Origin of the sequence: Allomuricauda sp. CAU 1633, from assembly GCF_017313225.1 — a bacterium.
Lineage (GTDB): Bacteria > Bacteroidota > Bacteroidia > Flavobacteriales > Flavobacteriaceae > Flagellimonas.
In genome coordinates this window covers 85,428-107,077 of the sequence record NZ_JAFLNE010000002.1, presented here as the reverse complement: position 1 = coordinate 107,077, position 21,650 = coordinate 85,428, and the positions used below count along the sequence as shown (strand labels likewise).

Annotated in this window: 16 protein-coding genes; 8 read left to right on the top strand and 8 right to left on the bottom strand. The window is 43.8% G+C overall.

What is annotated here, in order from left to right; genetic code table 11:
* The first annotated feature begins 171 nt into the window (after positions 1-171).
* The 6 genes from J0X14_RS05365 to rlmB all read left to right on the top strand — a co-directional run bounded on the left by J0X14_RS05365 (position 172) and on the right by rlmB (position 11,729).
* Positions 172-3,423 (top strand): SusC/RagA family TonB-linked outer membrane protein, encoded by a 3,252-nt coding sequence (locus tag J0X14_RS05365; RefSeq protein WP_207096755.1) that lies wholly within the window; start codon positions 172-174, stop codon positions 3,421-3,423.
* 22 nt (positions 3,424-3,445) lie between these two features.
* Positions 3,446-5,176, top strand: coding sequence for a SusD/RagB family nutrient-binding outer membrane lipoprotein (locus J0X14_RS05360; RefSeq protein WP_207096754.1), 1,731 nt, complete (start codon positions 3,446-3,448; stop codon positions 5,174-5,176).
* Positions 5,177-5,206: 30 nt separating this feature from the next.
* Positions 5,207-6,127 (top strand): hypothetical protein, encoded by a 921-nt coding sequence (locus J0X14_RS05355; protein WP_207096753.1) that lies wholly within the window; start codon positions 5,207-5,209, stop codon positions 6,125-6,127.
* Between the two features lie 93 nt (positions 6,128-6,220).
* Entirely contained in the window at positions 6,221-7,543 is a 1,323-nt protein-coding gene (locus J0X14_RS05350; protein ID WP_207096752.1) for an arylsulfotransferase family protein, read from the top strand.
* Positions 7,544-7,624: 81 nt separating this feature from the next.
* On the top strand, positions 7,625-10,963 hold the full coding sequence (locus tag J0X14_RS05345; RefSeq protein WP_207096751.1) for a VCBS repeat-containing protein: 3,339 nt from the start codon (positions 7,625-7,627) through the stop codon (positions 10,961-10,963).
* 34 nt (positions 10,964-10,997) lie between these two features.
* The gene (gene rlmB / locus J0X14_RS05340) at positions 10,998-11,729 is read left to right on the top strand and encodes a 23S rRNA (guanosine(2251)-2'-O)-methyltransferase RlmB (RefSeq protein WP_207096750.1); all 732 of its coding nucleotides are present in this window, start codon (positions 10,998-11,000) and stop codon (positions 11,727-11,729) included.
* Here the strand turns inward: rlmB and J0X14_RS05335 are convergent.
* A complete protein-coding gene (locus J0X14_RS05335; protein ID WP_207096749.1) occupies positions 11,726-12,454 on the bottom strand; it encodes a rhomboid family intramembrane serine protease in 729 nt (242 codons plus the stop codon). The genes rlmB and J0X14_RS05335 overlap by 4 nt on opposite strands.
* A 119-nt stretch (positions 12,455-12,573) precedes the next feature.
* Between J0X14_RS05335 and J0X14_RS05330 the strand changes: the two genes are divergently transcribed.
* Positions 12,574-13,851, top strand: coding sequence for a replication-associated recombination protein A (locus tag J0X14_RS05330; RefSeq protein WP_207096748.1), 1,278 nt, complete (start codon positions 12,574-12,576; stop codon positions 13,849-13,851).
* On the opposite strand, the gene J0X14_RS05325 is transcribed toward J0X14_RS05330, so the two are convergent.
* Genes J0X14_RS05325 through radC form a run of 6 tightly spaced genes read right to left on the bottom strand, consistent with a single transcriptional unit; the run spans position 13,848 to position 19,457 of the window.
* Positions 13,848-14,702 carry a hypothetical protein gene (locus J0X14_RS05325; protein WP_207096747.1) on the bottom strand — a complete coding sequence of 285 codons (855 nt, stop codon included), beginning with the start codon at positions 14,700-14,702 and terminating at the stop codon, positions 13,848-13,850. The two genes, J0X14_RS05330 and J0X14_RS05325, sit on opposite strands and share 4 nt — an antisense overlap.
* A 12-nt stretch (positions 14,703-14,714) precedes the next feature.
* Complete coding sequence (locus J0X14_RS05320) at positions 14,715-16,169, bottom strand: DUF5723 family protein (RefSeq protein ID WP_207096746.1); 1,455 nt, start codon at positions 16,167-16,169, stop codon at positions 14,715-14,717.
* Positions 16,166-16,714: a hypothetical protein gene (locus tag J0X14_RS05315; protein WP_207096745.1), complete on the bottom strand. Its 549-nt coding sequence runs from the start codon at positions 16,712-16,714 to the stop codon at positions 16,166-16,168. Before J0X14_RS05315 ends, J0X14_RS05320 begins: the two co-directional genes overlap by 4 nt.
* 53 nt (positions 16,715-16,767) lie before the next feature.
* Positions 16,768-17,457: a YjjG family noncanonical pyrimidine nucleotidase gene (locus J0X14_RS05310; RefSeq protein ID WP_207096744.1), complete on the bottom strand. Its 690-nt coding sequence runs from the start codon at positions 17,455-17,457 to the stop codon at positions 16,768-16,770.
* Entirely contained in the window at positions 17,450-18,745 is a 1,296-nt protein-coding gene (locus J0X14_RS05305) for a polysaccharide deacetylase family protein (protein WP_207096743.1), read from the bottom strand. The genes J0X14_RS05310 and J0X14_RS05305 overlap by 8 nt, the downstream gene beginning before the upstream one ends.
* 13 nt (positions 18,746-18,758) lie before the next feature.
* On the bottom strand, positions 18,759-19,457 hold the full coding sequence (gene radC / locus J0X14_RS05300; RefSeq protein WP_207096742.1) for a RadC family protein: 699 nt from the start codon (positions 19,455-19,457) through the stop codon (positions 18,759-18,761).
* Positions 19,458-19,513: 56 nt separating this feature from the next.
* Between radC and J0X14_RS05295 the strand changes: the two genes are divergently transcribed.
* Positions 19,514-19,963 carry a DUF1569 domain-containing protein gene (locus tag J0X14_RS05295; RefSeq protein WP_207096741.1) on the top strand — a complete coding sequence of 150 codons (450 nt, stop codon included), beginning with the start codon at positions 19,514-19,516 and terminating at the stop codon, positions 19,961-19,963.
* A gap of 262 nt (positions 19,964-20,225) precedes the next feature.
* Here the strand turns inward: J0X14_RS05295 and J0X14_RS05290 are convergent, their stop codons facing one another.
* Positions 20,226-21,581: a UDP-N-acetylmuramate--L-alanine ligase gene (locus tag J0X14_RS05290; protein WP_207096740.1), complete on the bottom strand. Its 1,356-nt coding sequence runs from the start codon at positions 21,579-21,581 to the stop codon at positions 20,226-20,228.
* Positions 21,582-21,650 lie beyond the last annotated feature (69 nt).

The following is a 21,650-nucleotide window of genomic DNA, read 5'->3' as shown; positions in this document are numbered from 1 at the left end:
TTATAATCAATGTAATTTTTAAGGGGTCAAATTAATAAGTCTGTTAAATACCAAAGGTCATTTTGAGGTTATTGCATTTGCTAACATCATCTTAAAAATTTAGTAAAATTAGTTTGGATTATTAACATGAAATTATGATTTTAGCGGCTAGCTAATTCAAATAATTTAAAAATGAGAACAAAACTTAATGGATTGTTAACGCTGTTATTGGCGTTTGTTGTGCATGTATCCTTTGCACAAGACAAGACGATTACAGGTACTGTTACGGATGCCGATGGCCTTCCGTTACCTGGGGTCAACATTGTCGTCGAAGGGACCACCAACGGTACCCAAACAGATTTTGATGGTAACTATTCAATCAGTGCAAGTCAAGGTCAAACACTGCTTTTTACCTATATAGGGCAAAGGGCCACAAGTAGGCCGGTTGGTGCAGGGAATGTAATCAATGTCCAGATGGAAGAGGACACCCAGGCCCTTGAAGAGGTCGTTGTGACCGCCCTTGGTATCAAGAGGGAGAAGCAGGCCCTGGGATATGCGGTCGCCGAGGTGAGCTCCGAACAATTGGAGGAGAAGGCCGAAGGTGATCTTGGACGTGTCCTTATGGGTAAGGCCTCCGGGGTGAACATCACCCAACAGAGCGGTCTTTCCGGTTCGGGAACCAACATCATCATCCGGGGTTTCAACTCCTTTAGCCAGAGCAACCAGCCTTTGTTCATCGTGGACGGTGTTCCTTTCAACGGGGATACCAACCCATCTGGTAGACAAGGTAGCCGTCAGGATTTCATCAACGGTAACAACGGTTCCAGTAGGTTCTTGGATCTTGATCCGAACAGTATCGAGAGCGTGAACGTATTGAAAGGTCTTGCTGCCTCCACACTATACGGATCCTTGGGTAGGAACGGTGTGATTTTGATCACCACCAAGGCCGGATCAGGAGGTGAAGGGGCCAAGAAGACCGAGATCACGGTGACCTCCTCCATGTTCTTTAACGAGATCGCTTCAATGCCGGATTATCAGGATGAGTACGGTAACGGTTTCGACCAGGCCTTTGGATGGTTCTTCAGTAACTGGGGACCGAGCTTTAGGAGAGAGGGTCTTGCCGGTTGGGGGAACAGTAGTTCCTTCGATTCGAACGGAACACTGCCCCACCCATACTCCACTTCAACATCGGCCATCCAGGCAGCCTTTCCAGAGTTTCAGGGAGCCCGTTATGAGTGGAGACCCTATGATAGTTTTCAGGACTTCTTCAGGACAGGTACTGTAACCAATACCTCCATCAACGTTGCAGGGGCCTCCTCTGACGGGAAGGTTTCCTATAACGCCAACTATGGGTATTTGAAGGACCAAGGGTTTACTCCTGGCAACAGTTTGAACAGGAACAACTTCGGTATCGGGGGTAGAGCGGTATTGAGCAACAAGTTCACCGTGTCCGGTACACTTAACTATGCACGTACTAAGTTCATCTCACCACCTGTTGCATTGAGCCAGGGTAACGGGGCCACCGGTAGTGGTTCCTCCGTGTTTGGGGATTTGTACTTTACGCCCCGTTCAGTGGATGTTGTTGGGTTACCGTACCAAGATCCCATTACGGGAGGCAGTGTTTACTATCGCCAGAACAACTCCATACAGCACCCCTTGTGGACCATAAATAATTCCGGTACCCAGCAACAGACCAACAGGGTGTTCGGTAACATGGGAGTTCAATACGATATTAACGAGAACCTGAACATTGTGTACAGGGTCGGTATCGACAACTATAGCGAGAACAACGTGAACTACCAGAACAAGGGTGGTGTGAACAGTAACAGTAACGATATCAGGCTTCAGAGCGGTGTCTACGAGACCTGGAACAATACCAACACCATCTGGGACCACAACTTTGCGATCAACGGTGACTTTGATCTTACAGAGACAATTGGTAGTACGTTCAACGTCGGTTTCAACGGAAGAAGGGAGATTTTCAACCAGACCGGTGTCTCCAGTGACGGCCAACAGGTATTTGGCGTGCTCCGACACTTCAACTTCTTGAACAACAATGAGATCCAGCTTACTTCAGAACGTAATGTAATTGGTCTTTACGGTCAGGCGGAATTTGACTACGATAACTTTGTCTTTGTTACCCTTGCCGCAAGGAACGACTGGGTATCCAACTTGGACAAGGCCAACAGATCTTTGTTCTATCCAAGCGCTAGTTTGTCCTTTGTTCCAACGACCGCTTTTGACGGTTTGAAGAGCGATGTGTTGAACTACCTCAAGATTCGAGCTGGTTACGGTACCTCTGCAGGTTTCCCCGACCAGAACTCTGATTCCTATCCAGTGGCTTCCAGACTTGTACTGGACACTCAGGATTTCCAAGATAACACAGGAAGGAACATTGTGACCAATACAAGTCCGCTTAACTTGGGTAACCCAGAACTATTACCAGAGCAGGTCTCTGAGATAGAGCTTGGTCTAGAGTCAAGATGGTGGGACGGACGCATCACTTTGGATGCCTCAGTTTACCAAAGGACCACTACCGACCTTATCGTGACCCAGCCTTTGGATCCAGCTTCTGGATACTTTAGGACCACCACGAACGTTGGTGAGATCAAGGGTGAAGGAGTGGAGATCGACCTTGGGCTGAACCTGATCCGAAGCGACAGCGATGGGTTCAACTGGAGGTCCAATGTGAACTTCAGTGCCACTGAGACCACTGTTGAGGATCTTGGACAGGACACTGACCTTATCGTTTACTCTGGTTTTGGTAACTTGGGTAACGCGGCCATCGAGGGCCAGCCTCTTGGGGTAATCTACGGTAGCCGTGTATTAAGGGACGATGCTGGTAACTTGGTCGTAAACTCTGCCGGTGATTACGTACAAGATTCGCAGGATGGAGTGATCGGTGATCCAAACCCGGATTTCATGGCCAACTTTAACAACACCTTTTCCTATAAGAACTTCAACTTTGGCTTCCAGTTCAACTGGACCCAAGGTGGTGACATCTACTCTAGTACGATCGCCACACTTTTGGGTAGGGGTCTTATCGTGGAGACCGTTGATAGGGAGAACACCTATATCCTTCCAGGGGTAAAACAGAGTAACGGAGCTGTGAACGATATCCAGATCAACAACTCGGATTACTTCTTCAACAATATACTTTTCGGTCCAAGTGAGCTTCAAGTATACGATGCCACCATGTTGAGATTGCAGGAGGTTTCCCTTGGATATTCTGTTCCCAAGAAGTTCTTGGATAGAACTCCTTTCGGAACTTTGTCCTTCACGGTTTCTGGATTCAACTTGTGGTATGATGCCATTAACACTCCAGATGGTGCCAATATGGACGTTAACACATCAGGTACAGGTGTCGGTAACGGGTTCGGGTTCGATTTCTTGAACGGACCAAGTTCCAGAAGATATGGATTCAGTGTTAAAGCAACATTCTAAGATGAAAAAAATAGTTATAAAAATGAAAAACATAAGCACATATATAGCATCAGCCTTGCTTGTTGGGTCATTGATGGTATCCTGTGAGTCCACAGAACTGGACCTTACACAGGATCCTAACTTCTTGACGCCCGAACAGGCAAGCCCGGATTTCTTTCTGACCTCGATTCAGGAAGATTTTGCAAGACAGATTGATGGGGACGCGACCGGGGACCCCAACGACAATTTCCAGACCGGTGGTAACGTGACCGGGGATGGGTTTTCCATCTTGGGTAGTGAACTTACCCGTTTGATGCCCCTGAACTCCCGTGATTATCGAAGTGCCTATCAGGACATCGATACGGATGATGAATGGGACAATGCCTACAGGGGAATCCTTTTTGATATCCGTCTTATGACCGCTACAGCGGAAGAAGCTGGGCTTACAAGGCATGTGGGCATCGGGCAGTTCATCGAGGCCTATACCTTGGTCACCTTGGTGGATTTCTTCGGGGACGTTCCCTACACCGAGGCCCTTCAGGCACCGGAGATATTGAACCCTACCCTGGACAGTGGAGAGTCCGTGTACGCAGCGGCGCTATCACTTTTGAACCAGGCCATCGTGAACTTTACGAATACGACGGCTTCCGTTCCACCGGTGGACTATTTTTACAACAATGACTACTCCAAATGGGTGAACGCTGCAAATACCTTGAAGCTCAAGATCTATGTACAGACTCGTTTGGTAGATCCTTCAGCTGCGGCAAGTTTCAATGCCATCATCAACTCTGGCAACTATATCATGGACACCGCGGATGACTTTGATTGGTTCTGGCCAGGCACAAGTGCTTCCCAGCCTGATGTTAGACATCCTAACTTTGGTATCAACTATGCCTCTGCAGGTGCGTCCCACTATACTTCCAACTGGTTGTCTTACCTAATGGACACCAGTGATGACCCCAGGTTGCGGTACTATTTCTACCGCCAGACCTTGGATGTGCCAGGTCAGGATGGTTTTCCACCGGATGAGGAATTGTTGACATGTTCCTTGCAGACTCCCCCTGCACATTATGTGAGTGGAGGGTTTACCTTCTGTGCACTGCCCAATGGTTATTGGGGAAGGGACCACGGCGATGACGAGGGTGGCCCACCGGACGGACTCTTGAAGACCACTTTTGGGGTGTACCCGGCGGGTGGCCGTTTTGACGATGACAGTTTTGCTGCGATTGCCCAAGGTAATGACCCATTGTCTTTTGGAGCTGGTGGTGTAGGTATCACTCCTATCTTGGATGCGTTTATGGTGGACTTCTGGAGGGCCGAGATGGCCTTGGCCGCTGGTGATCCAGGAACCGCCTCGACCCATTTGGAAAATGCGCTCACCAAGCAGATTGCAAAGGCACAGTCCTTTGTCGCAAATGATGCCGGTGCCGACCTTTCGTTCGAGCCCACGTCCGGGGATGTCACCGCTTTCATCGATGCCACTATCGCGGCCTTTGACGGTGCCACTGGTGACGACCAATGGGATATATTGGCGGAGCAGTATTTCGTGAGCCACTATGGAAACGGTATAGAGACCTATAACTTCTATAGGAGAACGGGGTACCCAACTACCTTACAGCCCAACAGGGAGCCAGATCCGGGAGCGTTCATCCGTTCCATGTACTATCCCAACCAGGCAGTGACCAGTAACCCGAACATTACGCAGAAATCAGATCAAACTGTCCAAGTGTTCTGGGATACGAATCCAGCAAGTGGGTTCCCATTCTCTAACTAATATTGGCAATGAACGTAAAAAATTAAAAACATGAAAAATTTGAAAAAACATATAACACTGCTTTTTTTCGTTTGCATTGCTTTTTCCTGTAGCGAAGAGAAGCTCGTCGATGAGATATTTGATGATACCACCAGGGGACTCGTCCTTAGAACTGTCGGTTCCCTAGGAGTTGAATTTGACATCAATAATCCTGACTCCGTTTGGGGGGTCACCCTTGAGGCGCAGGATGCAGAAGGGGGAGATTTGTTCTCGGAGGTACGTGTGTACGCGACCTATGTTGACACCGATGTTCCCGATGGGGAAACCGATGTGACCACTCCCGAGGCATTGATTATGACCGTTCCCGCCTCCAGTTTTTCCCCAGGGCCCTTTGGGTACCCGAGAGGGGATGTTTCAATGACCTATGCGGAAGCTGTCGCTGGGACTGGGATCGCTGATGCCGATATCGAGGGGGGTGATGTGTTCGCCATCCGTTTGGAAGGCGTGCTCACCGATGGCAGGGTCTTTACCAACGATGCCAACGGTACGGTAACCGGTGGGTCTTTCTTTAGATCTCCATATGCCTATACCTCTGCGATAGTCTGTCCCCCAGTTCCACCAACAGCTGGAACTTGGACGATTGACATGCAGGATACCTATGGTGATGGATGGCAGACCAGTGATACCACTGCGGGTGACCCTGTTACAGTAACCTTGGATGACGGTACCGTTATCGAATTTGGAATGTGTTCTCCTTATGGGCCTTCCAGCTATACCTGTACTCCAGGTGTTGATTCGGCCTCTACCACCATTGATATCCCAGTGGGAACAGCAACGGCTGACTGGTATTTCCCAGGTGATGCATATGGTGAGATTGAAATGCAGATCTATACTCCGAACGGTAATCTGGTCGCCAGTATAACTGCAGGAACTTCTGCTGGTCCTATTACAATAGATTTCTGTAAACCTTAAACGGTCCAGAATTCCATTAAATATAGTTTTAATAAAAAAGCCACCTCTGCGAGGTGGCTTTTTTCTATATTTATAGCTGACTATTTTTTTGCTATGAAACGGATTCTTTTTCTACCACTCCTCCTATTGTTTGGGCTCGTCTTTTTTTCCTGTGAAAATAACGACAACGCACCAACAACAGATGATACTTCTTCCGATGAAAATCCAACGGATGATATACCAGTTGATGATTCCTCAGAAACCGGGGAAAAAGCAGGAACTGTGGAACTTCTCAATACCGATTTGGTATATGATGGGTATATATTGATCAATGATGCTGGAGCCAATCGTGTCTATTTAATGGACAAAGAAGCAACCATTGCCCATGAATGGGAATTGCAAAGTGGTATTGGCAACGATGTTGAACTACTTCCCAATGGACAGTTGCTAGCCATACTTATCGCCGATGACCCCAAAATTGCCTATGGGGGCCAAGGGGGTAAGATACAGCTGATCAATCCCGATAATTCGGTCGAATGGAATTTTGATTATTCTACAGAAGATTACATCACCCACCATGATGTTGAATTGCTGCCAAACGGGAAAATTCTAACAATTGTTTGGGAAAAATTGTCGCCCGCAGATGCCAATCAAGCAGGGTCCAGTTTAGAGATCGACATATTTCCTGAAGCTATCATAGAAATAGATCCAATAACGAATGAAATTATATGGGAATGGCATGCTTGGGACCACCTAATCCAAGATTATGATGACACCAAAGATAATTATGGTTCCATTGCAGATAACCCACGACTTATTGACCTTAACTACGTCCTCGATAAAGAAGGTGATATCATGCACGCCAATGGAATAGAATATGATGAAGAGAATGAGTTAATTTACCTAAGTGTTAATTTTTATAGTGAGGTTTGGGTAATAGACCACAGTACAACCACGGAAGAAGCTGCTTCCCACAGTGGGGGCACCTATGGTGTCGGTGGTGATTTGGTGTATCGTTTTGGTAACCCAGAGGCTTATGACAATCCTTTGGGAGAACGGCTATTTCATCAAAACCACCATCCTCTATTGCTATCTGGTGACGACCTAGGTAAAATATCCATCTTCTCCAATGGAAATGACATTATGCAATCCACAGCCTATGAGTTCATATTACCAAGCCCTCTAAGTTTACTTGCCAATACTGATAATGAACCAACCATAGACTGGAGTTTTACTGATCCCGATTTATATTCTGGGAAAGTCTCGGGAATGGTTCGTCTTCCAAATGGAAACAGAATGATCACGGAAGGTGATTTTGGTGTTTGGGAAGTTACTGAAGCAGGTGAAGTAGTATGGAAATTCTCCTCCCAAGGTTTTTTTTGGAGAGCCTATCACTATGACAAAGATGACTCAGCTATAGTCCCTTTGGGACTTTAAAAATACGGTTAATTGTCCATTTGCTAAAAAAATTGGTAATTGCAGCATAAATCATTCGACAAAAACATATCATTATTAATTATGAGAAATTTTTTTCGAGCCATATTGGTTTTGGTACTACTTTCAAGTTGCGCCGATTCAAAGAAAGAAAAGGAAATGTCCAAATCAGATACAGATTTGGAAAATATTGATCCCATTTTCAAAAAAATAAGTGCGCAGGAGAGCGGTATATCATTTTCCAATACCATTACCCATGATGTAGCCAGCCTGAATAACCTTTTCGATTACGATTATTTCTACAACGGGGCTGGAGTAGGAATGGAAGACCTGAACAATGATGGCCTCCTGGATGTCTTTTTCTGCGGAAACCAAGTCAACAACACCCTGTATTTAAACCAAGGTAACCTTGTTTTCAAAGATGTTTCAGAAAAGGCTCAAATCAACACCGGGAAAATATGGTCCAATGGGGTAACTTTTGCCGATATAAATCAAGACGGATGGATGGATATCTACGTCTCCCAAGGTGGGCCCAATACCCGGGACAGACGAAAAAATCTATTGTTCATTAACCAACAAGATGGAACATTTGAGGAGCAGGCAGAACAATATGGGCTTGCCGATATGGGTATCAGTACCCAATCTGTCTTTTTTGATATGGACAAAGATGGTGATCTGGACTGTCTTGTCATGAACGAGAACGAACTCTATGGCATGGATCCAATCAGCTTTAACCGCTATGTGAATTCCGATGCGGAAACCGCCTATTTTAATTCATCCCACCTTTACAGAAACGATGGTGGAACTTTCACTGATATTACCAAAGCCGCTGGTCTTGACAAACCCATCTTTGGCCTTGGGCTTGCTGTTGCCGATATTAATGAAGATGGATGGATGGATATCTATATGGCCAGTGACTACTATTTGCCTGATGCACTTTACATCAACAATCAAAATGGCACTTTTTCAGACCACATTAAAGAAACCACTGACCAAATCTCTTTTTACGGTATGGGCGTGGACATTGCCGATCTGGACAATGATGACCTTCAGGACATTTTTGTGCTGGACATGGCCGCTAACGACCATGTACGTTCCAAAACACTGATGGCCTCTATGAACACCAAACGATTCGATTATTTGGTGAACAAGGCCGGATACCACTATCAATATATGTACAACTCCCTCCAAAAAAACATGGGCAATAACAAATTCAGCAATATTTCGCAACTGTCCGGTGTGGCCAATACCGATTGGAGCTGGTCTGTACTCATGAACGATTTTGATCTGGACGGGCACAAGGAAATCCATGTTACCAATGGGTATCGCCGTTATGCCTTGGATAACGATCTGCAGGGAAAGGTCTTTGAGGCGAGACAAAAATATGGTCAAAATGTTCCTTTGGAAGTAAAACAGCAGCTCTATGAGTCCATGCCCTCTGAAAAACTCCCCAACATCATGTACAAGAGAACCTCAGAGCTCATTTATGATGATGTTGCCAAAGATTGGGGCTTGGATGATTTTTCGTTCAGTAATGGTGCCGCTTCCGGAGATTTGGACAATGATGGTGATCTTGACATTATCATCAATAACATGGATGAATCCGCATTTGTGTACCAAAACCTTTCCGTTGAGGAGGAACGCGGAAATTACCTAAAGGTCATTACCAATGGGGATTCCTCCGAGGAATTTGCCAAAGTCAAGGTCAGTACGGGCAATACTTCACAGATGGTTGAAGTAAAAAGGGTCCGTGGCTACCGTTCCGCCCAAGAGCCCAAAGCCTTTTTTGGGCTTGCCCATCAAAATACAGTGGATACAGTGACGGTATATTGGAAATCTGGCAAAATGGAACAAAAATTCAACGTACCAGCGAATTCCACACTTACCTTCAATGAAAGTGACGCCACCGTACCCATTCCTTCCAAATCAGAAAAGAACATCTATTTTACTGGATTCGATGCCAAAGCATTGGGATTGGACTTTGTCCATACCGAAAATGTGTATGACGATTTTGAAACGGAAATCCTTCTCCCTTATAAACAATCCAATCTGGGACCCTTTATCACCAAAGGTGATATCAATGGCGATGGGTTGGAAGATATTCACGTAGGAGGCGCTTCTGGGCAAGCTGGACAATTCTATGTACAATCTAATAGCGGGTTTTCAAAGTTGAACTCCCCTTCCCTCTCCAATGATGCCCAATTTGAGGATATGGAATCCGTATTTTTTGATTTTGATGGCGATGCTGATATGGATTTATATGTGGTCAGTGGCGGAAACGAATTTGCTGAAAATTCATCCTATCACGCAGACAGAATCTATATCAATGATGGCCGGGGGCAATTTACAAGATTGCAAAGCGATGCACTGTCCAAGCTTCCCAAAAATGGAAAATCGGTTTCCATCATAGATTTTGATAAAGATGGAGATAATGACATTCTGGTAGGTAATCGGGTGGTTCCCAAACAATATCCAAAACCACAAACTTCTGTTTTATTTGAAAATAGGGATGGCGAACTGGTAGATGTTACCCAGCAAATAGCACCGGAATTCCAAGATTTTGGTATTGTAAATGACATCCAGACCACAGATGTGAACAATGATGGCTGGCCCGACTTTATCGCTGTAGGCGAATGGACCGGAATCGGGGTTTTTATCAATAACCAGGGAACTTTTAAAAATATGGGGCAAGAAGACTCTATGCTTAGTGAACAAGGATGGTGGTTCTCTGTTACCGAGACTGATGTGAACAAGGATGGTCTAAAAGATTATGTGATCGGTAATGTGGGCCTTAATATCAAGTTCAAGGCTTCAGAAGAAAAACCGTTCAAGGTATATGCCACCGATTTTGATGAAAACGGTACCAATGACATTGTATTGAGCAAAAAATACCATGGAACTTTTGTGCCTGTTCGCGGAAGGGAATGCTCATCGCAACAAATGCCTTTTATCAAGGAAAAATTCCAGACCTATTCCGAATTTGCCAACGCCAGTTTGGTGGACATTTATGGAGAGAAGTTGAAAACCTCCTATGAAAGTACAGTGACTCAACTCGAGTCTGTTGTATTGGTCAACAAAGGCAATCTTGTTTTTGAAAAGCATATCCTCCCTGTAGCGGGGCAGACCATTCCAATTTTGGATTGCGCTGTTGCCGACCTTAATCAAGATGGGTATGACGATATCATTGCCGTAGGCAACATTTATGAAACTGAGGTGGAAACGCCCCGATTGGATGCCCTATCCGGAGTGATTCTACTTTCTAACGGAAACAATGGGTACATCAGCGTACCCTATCCAGATTCCGGGCTTTTTATGGGGGGCAATGTAAAAAGTGTTGAGCTGATCACCAATGCCAAAAACGAGACCCTCTTGTTACATACCACAAATAATGGCCCCATGGGTGCCCACAAGATTTCTTCGTGATATATTTGCAGCATTCAACAATTGATCCAAGGAAATGAGTGACCAGATTTATGGAATAAGGGCTGTAATGGAGGCCATGGAGGCCAACCAGCCCATAAACAAGATATTTCTGCAAAGAGGCCTTAAAGGTGAGCTTTTTAAGGAATTGGAGTCGACCATTAGAAAAAATGGTATCAGTGCTTCTTATGTACCCATTGAAAAACTCAACCGGCTTACCCGAAACAACCACCAAGGGGTAGTGGCTCAGATTTCACCCGTACAATTCCATGAATTTGAAACTTTGGTGGAAAATGTGATAACACAGGAAAAAATGCCCTTTTTCTTGCTATTGGACCAAGTTTCGGATGTGCGTAATTTTGGCGCCATTATTCGAACCGCAGAATGCTGTGGGGTACATGCCATTATCATCCCTAAAAGTGGAGCAGCTCCCATCACCGATGACACCGTAAAAACATCTGCCGGAGCAGCTTTTAATGTGCCCATTGCCAAGGTAGACCACCTCAAGGATGCCATATTCTATCTACAATCATCGGGAATCAGTGTTGTGGGTGCCACCGAAAAGACCGAAGATGAAATCTACGCAGTGGACTTTAACCAACCATGCGCCATCGTCATGGGTTCAGAGGATAGGGGTATTTCGCCATCCATCCTCAATATTTTAGATCGTACCGCAAAACTACCCCTTTTGGGAAGTATTGGCTCTCTCAATGTTTCGGTGGCCTGTGGGGTGTTTTTGTATGAAGTGGTACGGCAACGAAGAGGTTAAATGTTGCCTTCGTTGTCCTTTTTGTAATGGTATTTTATTTGGATTTGATTATGCGGCTCTTCCGTAGTTTCAATAAAGTTCCCGTCCTCATCAAAATGTTTTAGAAAAGGGTCGTCCTCTTCATTATAGTCCTCCCGCTCCCATTCAAACTTTTTTTCAACCGGAACTTTCACGATTAGGGTCAGGGCCAAAACAAATCCTGTAATGAACCCCGCTAGATGGCCTTCCCATGAAATATTCTCCCGTACCGGAAAAATATACCACAACATGCTTCCATAAATAAAAACAACCACCAAGGAAAGGGCCACCAACCTATAATGCTTCGCAAAAACACCTTTGAAAAAAATAAAACTGGCCAACACATAAATGACCCCACTAGCCCCAATATGGTAGGATGGTCGTGCAATGATCCAAGTAAGTAGCCCCGAAATCAAGATTCCATAAACAAAAACCCGTAAGGCTGCTTTTTGATAGAAATAAAACAGAAAAGCCGTTAAAACCGCAAGAGGAATGGTGTTGTTGTACAAATGCTCTACAGAACCATGGATGAATGGGCTTAGCAAGACTCCTTTTAACCCTGAAATTCTTCTGGGGTAAATTCCATAATCATTAAAGTTGATGCCAAACTTGACTTCAACCCAAAATACGGTCCAAATGGCTAACACGGCAAGTAAGGGTGCCAAAACAACCCCATTGGAAAATTTGAAATGTTCATTTGCCTGCATATGCTTGGTATATCAATTACCTGACCACGGACATGAATTTACACAAATTGTCAGGTTTGTTGAAAACGCTGGTGTGGAGATGTCCTTTATACCTCTAAAATTGTCTTATTTTTATCGGCATGAATGAACCCTTGGCAGAACGTATACGTCCCAAAACATTAGAGGATTACATCAGTCAACAGCATTTGGTGGGGCCAAAAGGTGCCTTGACCAACCAAATACGAAATGGCGTAATTCCTTCTTTGATTTTCTGGGGGCCTCCGGGAACCGGAAAAACCACTTTGGCCAACATCATTGCCAGTGAGAGCCAGCGGCCTTTTTATACACTGAGTGCCATCAGCAGTGGGGTTAAGGATGTTCGAGAGGTGATTGAAAAAGCCAAACAGAGTGGCGGACTGTTCACGGCCAAAAATCCTATTTTGTTCATTGACGAGATTCATCGATTTAGCAAGTCGCAACAAGATTCGTTATTGGGTGCGGTGGAAAAAGGGTGGGTTACTTTAATCGGAGCCACTACCGAAAATCCAAGTTTTGAGGTGATTCCTGCACTTTTATCCCGATGCCAAGTTTATATCCTAAATCCTTTTGACAAAGAAGATTTAGAAGCTCTTTTGAACAGGGCCATGAAAACCGATAAAGTTCTGAAAGACAAAAAAATCAATCTTAAAGAGACGGAAGCATTGCTTCGACTCTCAGGCGGCGATGGCAGAAAATTATTGAACATTTTTGAGCTTATTGTCAACTCCGAAAATACAAAAGAGGTCACCATTACCAATCAATCGGTTTTGAACAAGGTGCAAAAGAACACCGTGCTTTATGATAAAACTGGTGAACAGCATTATGATATTATCTCGGCTTTTATAAAATCCATTCGAGGAAGCGACCCCAATGCCGCCGTGTACTGGCTAGCCCGAATGATTGAAGGCGGAGAGGATGTAAAGTTCATTGCCAGAAGAATGGTGATTTTGGCTTCCGAAGATATTGGCAATGCCAATCCAACGGCCCTTGTATTGGCCAACACTACGTTTCAAGCGGTGAACACTATTGGCTATCCCGAAGCACGAATCATTTTAAGCCAATGCGCTACCTATTTGGCCAGTTCACCCAAGAGCAATGCTAGCTATGCGGCCATTAACGAGGCGCAACAAAAAGTACGGTTGACCGGCGACCTATCGGTACCCTTGGCCATTAGAAATGCTCCCACCAAATTGATGAAGGATATTGGGTACGGAATAGGCTACCAATATGCCCATGACCACGAAAACAACTTTGCAGACTTTGAGTTCCTTCCAGAGGAGATTTCGGGTACCGCTTTTTATCGCCCAGGAAATAACCCAAGGGAAAATGCCATGCGGGAATTTCTAAAAAAACGTTGGAAGGACAAATACGGGTTCTAAAACTTGATGTTGAGTTCCTTTAACTTCTTTTCGCCACCTTCGGCATATTCCAAGAACCACTTTCCATCTTTTTGCATCACCATGCCACTGTTTCCTTGATAATCGGTCAAGAACACATTTTCCATGGAGGTTGACATGAGCTTCATCACCACTTTGGGAGTGCTATCCACCAATTGGTATCCGTTATCAATGGGTTGGGCATACAACAAACCAGAAACAGTGGAGGTTGGCTGTACACTTTTTACACTAGGTTGGGTGTATGTGGAAGACTTAGGTTCAATACTTTCATAGCTTTGGTTTTCCAGAGTGGCTTCCTGTTTTACAACCATGGTGGTTTGGGGTTCTTCGTCCAATTTTTTCACATCGTCCTTAAAACTCACGGTAATAGGTTGCTCAGCCACTTCTTTTACTTCTGATTTTTTAGGGGTATAGGCATAGTCCATTGCATCAAACGAAGTGAAAGCGTTTTCAAGGGCATCTTTATAAGCACCTGTATATTCTTTTACCTTGCTTTTTCCTTCCATAGTCCTATACACCTCAATAGACTGACAGTTCTTTAATATGACTGTTACCTTAGTAGAAAACATGGAAGAATCATCTGATAAACTGGCCAAAAGACCTAGGCACCTGTTGTTTGCCAAGTCTTCGGGCAGCGCATCATCATAAACTGGGGTAAAGCCCTTTTGGGTAAACAAATGTTTGACCATGGTACTGGTCATATATTGATTTTCTTTTTTGAACGTCTCAAATTTTTTGGGAACGATAATATATTTATACTCGTTCAACTGCCCTTTCATAGCCATGCTTGTCACCAAAACAAACACCAGCGTAAATACTATTTTTTTCTTCATATAGTTGTTTCCTCAATTACCGTTCCAAGATATGATATTAAATCCGAACTGTAAAGAAGCGTAATGGCTATTGGCCACATTGCGGTAACTCAGAAGATTATCGGCCAACACATAAAAATTAATGGGCCCTGCCTGAAGATTTAGCCCCAACCCTATATTGGTGAGCGAATATTTGTCCACCGTATAAGTCCCCTTTAAGGAAAGTACCCTCCCAAACCGGCGTTGATAGAATCCGGTCAATGCCGCTTGAATGCCACGGGGTCTTTTTATCATATAAAGCTGCCCCCCTACACTGTTGGGATAAAAATCACGATTACTGCCGCCATCCCTGTAAATGCTGCAGTAGCAATCGTCAAAACCGTTACCCCCTTCACCAAAATCGTACCTGATAGATCCATAGGCTTTAACGGGTCTAAGGGAAATATAACTTTCCGAATTCTCTTCAAAGGGGAGAGACTCCTCAATATCGTCCACCAAATCTTGCCACAGGTCATTGTTAACATTGTTGATGTCTTCTGGCAAGAATACAGTAATCCCTTCGGTACTGGCACTACCGCGAAGGGTATAGTTTTGGAGGTCTTTGGACTGATAAATAAAGCCAACATCTAGGATACTTGCAGTTATGGTGGTTTGTGGATTTAGATTATAACTGAACCCTGCATCGAAACCAAGACCAAGATTTCCGCCAAAAAGCACCCGTTTTGCAAAGAGCAGGGGCAATTCTTCCCTCGCACTTCGGGAGTCATCATCCAAAATGTCGAAAATTTCTTTGACCCCTGCAGTTTGTAGTTGCATATCGGCCGTAATTGTGCTTACATAAATGTTGTCCTGCCCTTGGGTGGTTCTAAAAGACCCTGAATTGCCTATTGATTGAAACTGGAAGACACTGGAATACAATTTTGCCCGTGCACCAACCGTGAGGGTATTACTGACTTTTCGGTTGACTCCAAATTGGAACACGTTTATCATTTCGCCCCGAAGACTTACATCCCCTAAATCAAAATTTCTTCCAATATTGGCACCTCCATTGCCCTCGAATGCCAAAATGGCCAAGTCCCTGGGCCAATACACAATAATATCTGTTTCGCCATATATTCCAAAGGAATAGTAGTCATCAGGCCTATTTTTACCTCTGAACCCAACATTAAATCCTTCTATTTGGCTTGTAGTACTAAAATCGTCCCTATGGGTCATGGCATCCAACACGCGCTCCCGAACCTTGGTGGTAAAGTCAATGCCATCATTGGCAAAAAGGTCGTTCACAGTTACGCCACTCGTCCCTGCTTGAAAAGCCAACCCAGAAATGAACGGCACACCGGTATGCCATTTTTCCGATGTTTTTACCCCTGGATTTACCATTAAAGATTGGGGAATCTCAACAAAGTCGTAGAGCAATTGCTTGTTTTGGGCACATACTGATACAACTCCCAAGAGTGATATATATAAAAACAACCGAATTCTCTTCATTTTAGTCGAAATAAGAATTCAGCAGCCGATCTTAAAATAACCTTGGGTTCAGAAGCGTTGGAAACACTGTTGGTATCGCTCTGGTTATTTCCAGAAATTCGGAGACCGTCGGTAGCTGTTAGAATATTCAAACTCTTCCCGGTTGGGCCGTAGGCCACTTCCCTTGTAAATGTTTCCGGAAGGTTGGGTTCAATACTAAAAAGTTCCACATCGATGACATTTCCTCCTTCGTCCAAAAATTCAATGCCGATTTGAAGTCGTTTGCTGGTTGTATTTTCAATTTCGTAAATCATGGTGCCTTCCAGAAGCCGTTCTGCCACATACTCCTCATTGAAGGCATCAAAATTTACCGTTTGGTAATAGAATGGCCCTGCTGGAACAGCATTGATGGTTTCCTCATCTGATTCTAAATAAAAAACACTGGATGCCACTGTGGGAGTAATGGAGAGATCATCGAACTGATCAAAATCCTGCTCCTCAGAGCAAGACAGTAAGATGCAAAAAAGCGCAGACCCCGTGAGTAGACGCAGGAACAACCGTTTCATAACAAATATTTTTCTTTAAAAACAGTAGAAGTGCACCATACCCTACTATAACTCTACAAAATGCTTTTTATTTCACCCAAATTGTTAATCATTATACCGTGGTTATGATCAGGCTCTCCATTGCTGTTAAAATGAATGGTTTGCATTCCCATAGCCTGTGCTCCCAGGATATCGGCCTCTAAGCTGTCGCCCACCATAATGGTGTTTTTTGGGTCAACATTGGCCTTGGTAAGAGCCAACTCAAAAATATAGGGATGAGGCTTTTTTACCCCTGCCATTTCCGAATTTACAATTTGCTCAAAGTACCGGTGAATGTTACTCCCGATCATTTTTTTTTCTTGCACTACTTGAAACCCGTTGGTGATGATATGCAATCGGTATTTTGGTGATAGATATTCCAAAACCTCCACCGCATTGGGCACCAAATATGTAAAGGTGGAGAGGTGCTCAATGTATTCGTGAGCCAGAATGTGAATAAGATCGTCTTGTACCACTGCCCCAATGGCATCAAAAGTCCGCCTTAGTCGCTGAAATCGAAGTTCATCTTTGGTCACTCGGTTTTCCCGGTACAGTTTCCAATATTCTAGATTAATGGGGGCATAAACGCCCAAAAAAGCTTCCAGCTCTACTTTTACCGAATTTTGGGTAAGGATTTTTTGAAAAGTGAGGGCTGAGTTTTTTTCAAAATCCCAAAGCGTGTGGTCCAAATCAAAAAAGACATCGGTAACACGGTGCTCAAACATAATAGCGCTTTAAAAATGATTGATACAGCTCCATCCAGTCCAACTTGTGCTTGCTACCCAAAAGCTCATTGGAAAACACAATGACAAAATCCCCGTTCACCTGCTTCACTAATCGATATACCCTATCCAACTTCTCAAAAATCTCATCCCTTTTTTTAAAGTTCACCAACGCATAATCATGAATGGCAAAAGGATGTACCTTCAACGGTTGCCGCACCTCCATATTAATATCGTAAAAATGAAAGGGGGTACAGGTTCCAGCCCTAAAGCCAATCTCGTGGGTATAGCCCATGGAAAAATCATCGGTGAATTCTGTTTCCACCAAATTCCGATAGGTGGTGGGCACACTGACCCTATTGTACCTGAGTCTGGCGTAATTTATAGGCCGGTTGATAAGGTTGCTCAGCCGTTTTTTTTCTTCCAACAAGACAGTTTTGTTCGTGGAAGACAAAAAAGAGGTGCTCAGGGAAACAATACTATAATCTGCTATGGATTTTATAAGATATCTAAACTTGTTATTGTTTGGTGATATGTTCTTATCGTGCGCGGAATGCTTGGCAAACTGAAAGAAGAACATGGTTTTTATTGGGAACTTTTTATGGATGTCCACCAACTCATAAAAGTTATCATAAGGATCCTTCTTTAGACCAAGAAGCACCCAAAGTCGATATACCAATGCCCTAAAGTTAAATCTTCCCAAATCCAGGAAAAAGCCACCCAAGCTTCTGGCCAAACCCCTCATGGCATAACAGTGGGAGGTGGTCACATTAATGATGGAGGTAAAATCATACGTCCGTTCCTTATTTTCTATATCGGGAAAACGCTCTTTAAGAAGGTCAAGTAATTTGTAAGCCCAAAGATCTACCACAGGGAGTTCCAAAAAATTGTTTTGGTAGGCGATGCTTTCCTTCACAGGAAATCGACCCACACTATCCTTGACGTGGGGCAAATACTCTTCGTATCGACTTAAAAGAAAGAAACTCGCAGAAAAAATATCATACGGGACAGTACTTTTTTCACCACTTGCAAAAAAACATGGAATCCCTTCCCAATCGGATACTTTTATGTCCAGATCGTTAATGCCCTGTTCAAACAACAGATCGTTGCTCCTGAGAAAGAATTCATTCTGAAGGGGTTGTTTGGAATAGGTCATCTTTGGACCGGAATGCTTGATGAAATCTTCAACCTTGGTGGTAAATGCCACTTCAATACCCAATATTTCCTCAAAAATATGCCTTGCCGTATAGGTAAGTCTGTTGGTAACCTTATGGGTAAAGAGTAATAGCATAAAATTGAATCAACTACAATATTCCTTGGTCTGCAAAGCTAAAGTAATGATGCTGGGCCAAAATTAAATGGTCCAGTATTTTTATATCCAACGCTTCTGATGCCTTTTTTAACTTATCGGTAATCTGTTTGTCGGCCGCGCTGGGTTTTAGGGTGCCCGAAGGATGGTTATGCGCCAGTATTATCCCCACAGCCCCAAGATCCAAAGCTTGTTTGAGTACCAATCGCACATCAACCAATGTCCCGGTAATACCTCCTTTGCTCAATTGCGATTTATGGATGACTTTGTTGGAATTGTTCAAATACACAATCCAAAACTCTTCATGCTGCAATTCGCCCATCAACGGATACATTAACTCAAAGACATCCTTACTGGCCGAAACCTTGGTCACTTTTTGGGCTTCTTCCCCTCTTCTACGCCGACCCATTTCCAGGGCAGCTGCAATAGTCACCGCTTTGGCCTCGCCAATGCCCTTAAATTTTTTCAATTGATTTACGGTAAGCTTCCCCAGCTCGTTCAAATTATGCCCCACCGAGGCCAAAATCCGTTTAGACAGTTCCACTGCGCTTTCATCTTTGTTCCCAGAACCGATAAGAATGGCAATCAGTTCTGCATCGGAGAGCACAAAACTTCCTTTTTGAACCAATTTTTCCCTTGGCTTATCATCATCTGCCCAGTTTTTGATGGAAAAGGAGACCACTTTTTCTTGCATGCCTTAAAGATAGAAGATTAATTTATGTAATTTTCAGGGTAAAGAAATCAAGGTATATGAAATCCCTTTTCGACTCTGAAACCCACACCGAAATTTTAAATAGAATCAATAAACTTTCTGAATCCTCTCAAAGGGAGTGGGGCAAAATGGAGGTTGGACAAATGCTGCGCCACTGTCAGTATCCCTTGAAGATAGCTTTAGGCAAACATACAATAAAAAAGCCCAATTTTTTTATGCGACTGTTGTATAAAGGTTTTAAGAAAAGTATGTACAATGATAAGCCATGGAAACACAATCTCCCCACAGCACCGGGTTTTAAGGTGGAAGATAAGCGTGATTTCAAGGTAGAAAAAGATAAATTGGTTGCCCTAGTCAATGACTTCCATGAGGAAAGGATAAAAAAAGACAGGGATCCACACCCAGCTTTTGGACATTTAACCTACGATCAATGGGGGCAATTGGAATATAAGCACCTAGACCATCATCTAAGGCAATTTAGGATTTGATTCAAAGGTTTTGTGTAGAGGTTTTTGATTAAAGCTGGTCATCCTCATCTTGAATTTTTTTCTGCTCCAATTTTTTACGCGAGTCGTTAATCATTCTATCTTCTTGCAAGAAAACATTGGAAATACCAAGCATGAATGCAATCATTGCAATTGACGAAAGCCGTTTGAGATACAAAAAAAGCTTGGTTAAAAATTGTTTCACCCAGATTTACAAGCAATTACCATTCCCTAACCATAACCCTGACAAAATTTCAGAAGGTGCTTATTCGAAGATTTCTTTTATCCTTTCAAAATTTAACCCCCCATAGTTCCCCGAACTCATCAACAACAAAGCTGTGTTATCAAAGTTCTGCCCAAAAAGATAGTCCTGAAAGGTTTGCGTATTTGTATAAATTTCGATGTCCTTTCTTTGAAAGGCTTTCGCAATCTGTTTTGCGGTAACTTCCTCCAATCCTTTGATCTTCACTGCATCTGGGGAATAAAAAACCACAGCTTTATCGGCGGCATCCAATGCACCTTGGTATTCTTCCAAAAAGCCCGCATTTAAGCTACTGTAGGTATGGAGTTCCAAGCAGGCTATCAGCTTTCGCTCAGGATACTGCTCCTTAACCGCATGAGTGGTCGCCTTTACTTTACTGGGTGAATGGGCAAAGTCCTTATACACCACTTTATTTTTGCTTTCGGCAATCTTTTCCAATCGTTTGGATGCTCCCTTGAAAGAAGCAATGGCTTCATAAAAATCAGCTTCGTCCACTCCCATTTGCTGACAAATCCATTTGGCCCCCGCAAGATTATTCAGATTGTGTTTCCCAAAAATTTCAATGGGCATTTCTCCTTCTGGAGTATGCAGCAAAGTGACACCATCTTCCACACTGTACTCAGGAGTTTGGTACGGAAATTTTCGAATGGTATTTTCGGTGGCCTCAACAACTTTGACCAGTTCTGAATCTTCTTCATTATACGTGATACTCCCCCCTTTTACAATGCCATCCACAAAAATCTGGAACTGTTCCACATACGTCTCAAAAGTGGGGAAGACATTGATATGATCCCAGGCAATACCACTCAATAATGCGATATTGGGTTGATATAGGTGGAATTTTGGTCTTCGGTCAATAGGAGAGGATAAATATTCATCTCCTTCCAATATGATGAAATCATTCTCCTCGGTCAAATGCACCATGCGGTCAAAACCCTCCAATTGGGCTCCCACCATATAGTCCACTTCAATGTCATGGTAGTCCAAAACATGCAAAATCATGGAAGTGATGGTAGTCTTACCGTGACTTCCTCCAATGACCACTCGGGTCTTGTATTTGGACTGCTCATATAAAAACTCAGGATAAGAATACAACTTTAGCTCCATTTCCTGTGCCTTGAGCAACTCTGGATTATCGGGTTTGGCATGCATCCCCAAAATAACAGCATCCAGACGATTGTGGATTTTTTCGGGAAACCAACCAAAACTGTCGGGCAACAACCCCTTGGCTTCCAACCTACTTTTGGAAGGTTCAAAAATAACATCATCGCTTCCAGTGATATTGTACCCTTTGTGCTCCAAGGCCAAGGCCAAATTGTGCATAGCACTCCCCCCTATGGCAATAAAATGGATATTCATCAATTGTGTTTATCCGTCAAAAATAGCCAATGGCAAAACCAATCCAAACAAAGAATCCATCTTATTAAT